The sequence below is a fragment of the Gottfriedia acidiceleris genome (assembly GCF_036421055.1).
Taxonomy (GTDB): Bacteria; Bacillota; Bacilli; order Bacillales; family Bacillaceae_G; genus Gottfriedia; species Gottfriedia acidiceleris_C.
On sequence record NZ_JAZGQS010000030.1, the window covers coordinates 1 to 6,606 of the forward strand.

The 6,606-nt window shown below is 30.1% G+C and carries 5 protein-coding genes and 1 rRNA gene; 3 read left to right on the plus strand and 3 right to left on the minus strand.

Annotated elements, in window-relative coordinates:
• Nucleotides 1-9 precede the first annotated feature (9 nt).
• Nucleotides 10-125 (plus strand): 5S ribosomal RNA (rrf, locus tag RAH41_RS22300).
• Between the two features lie 596 nt (nt 126-721).
• Here the strand turns inward: rrf and RAH41_RS22305 are convergent.
• Complete coding sequence (locus tag RAH41_RS22305) at nt 722-1,153, minus strand: hypothetical protein (RefSeq protein WP_331225448.1); 432 nt, start codon at nt 1,151-1,153, stop codon at nt 722-724.
• Nucleotides 1,154-1,746: 593 nt separating this feature from the next.
• On the opposite strand from RAH41_RS22305, the gene RAH41_RS22310 reads away from it, so the two are divergent.
• A complete protein-coding gene (locus RAH41_RS22310) occupies nt 1,747-3,648 on the plus strand; it encodes an endonuclease MutS2 (protein WP_331225449.1) in 1,902 nt (633 codons plus the stop codon).
• Nucleotides 3,649-3,818: 170 nt separating this feature from the next.
• Entirely contained in the window at nt 3,819-4,532 is a 714-nt protein-coding gene (locus RAH41_RS22315; protein WP_331225450.1) for a class I SAM-dependent methyltransferase, read from the plus strand.
• Between the two features lie 93 nt (nt 4,533-4,625).
• On the opposite strand, the gene RAH41_RS22320 is transcribed toward RAH41_RS22315, so the two are convergent.
• Together RAH41_RS22320 and RAH41_RS22325 are read right to left on the minus strand one after the other, a co-directional pair.
• A complete protein-coding gene (locus tag RAH41_RS22320) occupies nt 4,626-5,492 on the minus strand; it encodes a phosphotransferase (protein ID WP_331225451.1) in 867 nt (288 codons plus the stop codon).
• Between the two features lie 328 nt (nt 5,493-5,820).
• A complete protein-coding gene (locus RAH41_RS22325; protein ID WP_331225452.1) occupies nt 5,821-6,327 on the minus strand; it encodes a hypothetical protein in 507 nt (168 codons plus the stop codon).
• Nucleotides 6,328-6,606 lie beyond the last annotated feature (279 nt).

The following is a 6,606-nucleotide window of genomic DNA, read 5'->3' on the forward strand; positions in this document are numbered from 1 at the left end:
AAATACAAATCAGGTGATTATTGCGAAGAGGTCACACCCGTTCCCATACCGAACACGGCAGTTAAGCTCTTTTGCGTCGATGGTAGTTGGGGGTTTCCCCCTGTGAGAGTAGAACGTCGCCTGGTTTACCAAAGTATCAGCTAATCAGCTGGTGCTTTTTTTATTTTGAATTAATAAATTGATTTAATAACCTATAAAGGACTGTCAATTGTTGATAGTCCTTTATAGGTTATTAGTACAAAATTTGATTATCGTATAATTGAAGACCTAATTCTAGTCATTCAGAATTATCTATAATAGTAGGATTTGTATCAGATTGTTAAAAAACATAGGTTTTATTATCAATGTTTATTTTAAAAGTTGTTCCTTTTTTATCACCTATGATTTTCAAATTATGAAACTTAGAACTATTAATTACATACGCCGTATCAGTTTTCTGTGAATACGTTCCTTTATCTGTCTCAGTGGGATTATAATAATAAAATGAATATATAAACAGTTCTTTTTTTTGTTAATTTAAATTGTACAACGAGGATTATTACATCATTGAGTAATGACGAGGTCAAATTCAATGATAAAAGAATTCGGTATTGGAATGGTCTGTAGTAGAATAGTTCTTCTTATATTGAGTTCGTTTTCATGCTGCTAAAAAAATGAGGTTGTCTATAAAATAAGAATAATGAGCATCCCTTTGTTCCAATCCACTATTCAATTCTAAAATTTAATCTTTTACCACTTTTTTCAAAATAACTGTACTTATAGTATCTTTCCAGTAAATTTCATATTTTATTTCTTTTACCTTATCAATAAACTCACATCCGCCACACTCTCTTTTTTTACCATGAAATTCACCAGATTGATTTAGTAAAAACGTCTCTCCTCCGATTGTTTTTTCATTACAACTAACTAAGTAGTGAGAGTTTGACTTATTTAAATCTTTATCATATTTTCCTTTATATTTTATAGTTGTTTTAAATAAGATATCAGTTCCCACTAAAGTCATTTCGTGAAAAATTTCCCAGTTATTATCGGTTCCTTTAAAACTAACAGACTTAGTACTAAATAAATGATTTGCAATTTCTCCGTGTACTGTAGTAATAGAGTTAATTACGAATAATAAACTGAAAGTAAGATAAGCTATTGTATTTTTCATTTGAAATCTCCAATTTTTATTTTTAATATTCAATTCAATTTTTTTACACAACAATGGGCTTACAGTGAGTATGAAACATAAAATAAAGTGCTTTGTGCTATCTGAATTGTAAAAAAGTTGTGGGAAATTTTTATTAAGCACATATAGTAAATAGGGTAGATCATCTTTACTTTTCAATTTACACATAGTATGATGATTTCAATAAGTTAGATTTCAATGAACATAATAATAAATGAGGTGCATTTTGTGAGTGCGGTAGGTTCTAAATAGGAAAAAAATAAATGAAATAAATAGGATGCAGAAAAAAGGGGAGTTAGTAGAATTCGTACCCTTAATTTTGTCATGTATTTATTTCAAACCTATGAAGATACCTACAATACTTTATAATGCGTGTAATGAAATTAGTATGGCTATTCTGTTATAGCTTATTTAACTATATTTCTATTATGATTGCCTTGTAATGTGTTTAAAGCTGCGGTATCTCCGCAGCTTTTTTATATATATTCGGGTAAAAAAATCGTTCTCATTGAAACCTAACGGGTAGGTATCTCCATTTATGGTCGATAAAATCATATTAAAGAGGAGAATTGAAATTGAATAATATAACATTTGAAAAATTACAATATAACGAGCTAAAAGAAACTGTAAAATCTTATTGTGTAAGTGGATTAGGTAAAAAATTGTTAGATCAATTAGAACCTAGTACCAATATAAAAGTAGTTAAAAATCGATTAAATGAGACAACTGAAGCTCGGGCGATATTAGATGCAGAAGGACATGTACCATTCTTAGGTGTCTCTAATATAGAAAATATTATTCAAAATCTTGAAAAGGGCATGATATTAGATCCGAGTGATTTAATCAGTGTATCTGACTTTTTAAGAGGATGTAGAAGAATTAAAAAGTTTATACAAGATAATGTATTTTTTGCTCCAATTCTCGCTTCTTACGCAAACTCAATGAGCGAATTTATGAATATTGAAGGGGAGATTAACTTTTCAATTAAAGGAAACAGCGTTGACTCTGGGGCTAGTAAAGATCTAAAACGGATACGAAATAATATTGAATCAGTTGAAGAGAAGATTAAAGATCGTTTAAATAAATTTCTAAGTAGTAGTGCAAATAAGATGTATATTCAGGACTTTTTTATAAGTAAGAAAGATGAACGATATACAATACCAATTAAAGCTTCCTTTAAGAAGCAGGTCCCTGGAGCGATTATTGAAGTTTCTTCTAAAGGGGCAACGGTCTTTATTGAACCCAATACAGTAACTAAATTAAACAGTGAGTTAGCAAGCCTAAAGGCTGAAGAGGCTATGGAAGAATATCAAATATTAGCAACCCTTTCAGGAATGATTTTAGAAAATATTTATGAAATAAATATAAATATGGAGTTAGTTAGCCAATATGATATGGTATTTGCTAAAGCTAAATTTAGCAAACAAATTGGTGGAATTGAGCCGAAATTAAATGACTTCGGATATATAAAGTTAGTTGATTGCAAACATCCACTCCTAACAGGTAATGTAGTTCCACTTAATTTTGGAATAGGGGAAGATTACCGAAGTTTAATCATTACTGGACCTAATGCGGGTGGAAAGACAGTCGTTCTAAAAACAATTGGTTTACTAACTTTAGCAACAATGTCAGGTTTCCATATTATTGGAGACATAGGGACTGAAATTGCAGTATTTGAAAAGATTTTCGTGGATATTGGCGATAATCAAAGTATAGAGAATGCCCTTAGCACATTTTCATCACATATGAAAAACCTCTCCGATATTATGAGTGTTTCTAATAATAATACACTTTTATTATTTGATGAAATAGGAAGTGGTACGGAACCGAATGAAGGATCTGCACTTGCAATTTCTATATTGGAAGAATTTTATCTCATGGGATGTATTACAGTTGCAACTACTCATTATGGAGAAATCAAACGTTTTTCAGAAATGCATAGTGACTTTATGAATGCTGCAATGCGATTTAATAGTGAAACATTAGAACCAATGTACAAGTTAATAATCGGAAAATCAGGAGAAAGTAATGCTTTATGGATTTCTAAGAAAATGAATATTCGTGAAAATGTACTTCAAAGAGCAAAAGAATATATGGAAAATAAAGAATATCGATTAGAAAAAGTAATTGAAAGTGCAATAAGGAAACCTAAGATTATCAAAATGAAAGCAGAAGCTAAGGCTAACTATCAAAAAGGTGATCGAGTAAAATTATTAGATTATAATAACTTTGGAATTGTCTATAAAGAAATCGATAATTTCTGCAATCTTATTGTTTTTTTCAATGGAGATTTTTTGGAAGTGAATGAAAAACGAGTATCTTTAGAAGTAAAAGCTGCCGAACTGTATCCAGAAGGATATGACTTAGATACATTATTTGTTGATTATGCGACAAGGAAATTACAGCATGATATTGAAAGAGGTTCGAAAAAGGCACTTCGAAAGATTCAAAAAGGAATGAGAAGTAACGGGGAATAATATTACGGCTGTATTCAATCAGCAAATTATAGGTCTTTGTATACAAACTAAAACATCAGCCCAAAAGCTGATGTTTTTTTAAAAGAAAAAATTCATTGTTCTAAAGAATACAAAACAATTTTAAGCTTAAATGAATAGACTATACCAAACTACATGATTGGGGTCTTAATATGAGGAAATTTTCTTATATAGATTTAATCGCTACGTTAAATATAGAAGATGCACATCCAGGTGGGTTTGATTTAACAAAGAAAACATTAAGATTTCTTCCGCTAAAACCAGATAGTCAAGTTTTAGAGGTTGGATGCGGTTCAGGGAAAACCGCTAGCTATTTATATGAAAGTTTCAATTGCTCAATTACAACAATCGATATAAATAGCCGGATGCTGGCTAATGCAAGAAAACGATTTAACAAAAAAAAAATTCCAATTACTCTGCATCAAGCAAGTGCAGAAAACCTTCCTTTTAAAGATAATTCATTTGATATTATTATTTCGGAATCAGTAACAAGCTTCACAAATGTAGATAAATCATTACATGAATATGTAAGAGTGTTAAAAAAAGGTGGATATTTTCTTGCTATAGAAATGACATCAGAGAGACCGCTAACAATCAAGGAAGAAAGTGAAATAAAGGATGTTTATGGTATTTCAAAAGTAAAAACGGTAAGAGAGTGGGAACAAGCATTCATTAAAGGGGGCTTTAGAGATTATAAAATCCTCAAAGGAAATACAATCATGAATACATCAACAAACTTAACTGATTCACTACCATTTCAAAAGTTACCACCTGAGGGAATTGAATTACTTCATAGATTTCAAGAGATACTAGTACGTTATAAAGATGTGTTAGGATATAGAGTATTTTTATGTAGAAAAAGATAGGCACAATAGCTTATCTTTTTTGTTTGATATACAAATCTCCCACTTACCAGGATTGAATTAATACCAATTATCAGACTGTTTATATTTTAAAATTCACGTGGATTTAACCATGCTAATCCAATATTGCCAAGCTTTTAAGTATTCGTCTAAATCATTTGGGTGATGTCTTATGCATGTAGCTAATCTAAAATATAATCCAACCAATACATTTTTATATATAATGTGAGAATCTTTATATTGTAAAAATTTCAAATGACTAACTGCGGTTGAAATTGTTTCTTTTGTTAGATTATCGGGTGAAGAACAAAACGCATAGATTAAATCATAAAGTGGATCGCCAAACACTGGAGTAGGATCAATAATTCCACTTAATTCGCCTAAATTAAAAATAAAATTATGTATACCACAGTCACCATGTAATAAAAAAGGTTCGCCTTGAAAAGTCATTTGATTTGAATTGTTTATTATAGCAGAGATAAGTGTATGATCTTGTTTATCTAAATATGAATTTAAAATTTTATAAGCCTCTGTCATTCTACTCATAAGAAAATCTGACCATGAATTAGATAAATCATCTGCCCATCCCCAACCTGGGGCATTGGGGTAGGATTCGTAATTATTTATTAACTGTTTAACAAGTGATATAAGTAATTTTTTTTTGTTCTTTTTAATATAATTTGTGCTACCTTGAATGAAAGGATAAACTATGTAATTAAATGTTGTTTCAGCAAAAATTAATTTGGGTAATATATCTACTTTGTTATAGAAATTAAGAAAATATGCTTCTGATTGTAATACATGTGGATCATTAAACTTAACTATATACTTACTGTCATTTTTTATGTTACTTAGAAGATATATACTGCTAGATGTTCCACCTGTTAGTTTAGTGTACTTAATTTCTTTCTTATTAATTAAATTTAGGTTTGATAAATCATCTATTACTGATTCTATTTGCATGATATCCCTCACTTTCATTATTTAGAGTGCACTTATTTAAGTATACTCTTAATAATGAACGGTCACCATTAGGATAGATTGGAAATGCTTATTAATCTCTACTTTCTTTATGATTAAAAATGTTTTGGAAATTGTAAGATATAGTACTTAAGTAAAGTATGAATATAATTATAATGATTTTAACGATATTTTTCATATTGCTTTTATCTTTAACTAATGGGAGTGGGTGTGTCATGACCTTTCTATTCATAAAATAAAAGGGTGTCTCAAGTCAGCAATTGACCAAAGAGACATACCCCCAGTAATTGAATATGATTTTATTGAGCTATTAAAAAAAGAATAATGCAGCTAGTGCGACTCCTGCAACAAAACCGAGTGCAATTGAAATACCGAACCCACAGCCGAAGAATCCGCATCTAAATCCATCTCTGTCAAAATCTCTGTGCTCTCTTCTTTCTTCTCTTCTATCAAACCTTCTGTCAAATCTTCTGTCGAATCGATCGTCAAAACGGTTTTCAAATCTATTATCGAATCTGTCGTCTACTCGATTATTAAACCACACATTAGAACGATTTCCATTATGGAAACTTCTATTTGAAAAGTTTCTATCTGAGAAATCTCTAGATTGACTTCTATTCATATTACTTCTATTACGATTTGATGATCTATTAGATGAATTAGAGCTTTGACGATGTTGATTGACTGGTTCAATAAAAACTCGATCATCAGTTACTCTTGTAATTCGACCAATATGTTCATTTCCATCTTTATCGAAAATGCGTACAACCTGCCCTCTAAAATTATTACATAATTGATGGGCTTCATTACATTGCATAACAATTCCTCCCTTTCTTGTACTAATCTATGGAAGAGGGATTGTTTGTGCTTGTATATATACCTAGTTGTACAATTAACTAATTAATTTGATTTGAAATTCGCATAAATTATTTTAGTTTATTTTTTTAAAAAGAAATGCTTGCAATCATTTGGACGAGATGGTATATTTGTTTATGTTGTCACGACAAAACAAGTTAGGATAACAAAAAATATAAAATAAGTTGTTGACAAGTTACTCAACAAAATGTTATTATATTAAAGTCGCTTCTGAGCGGTA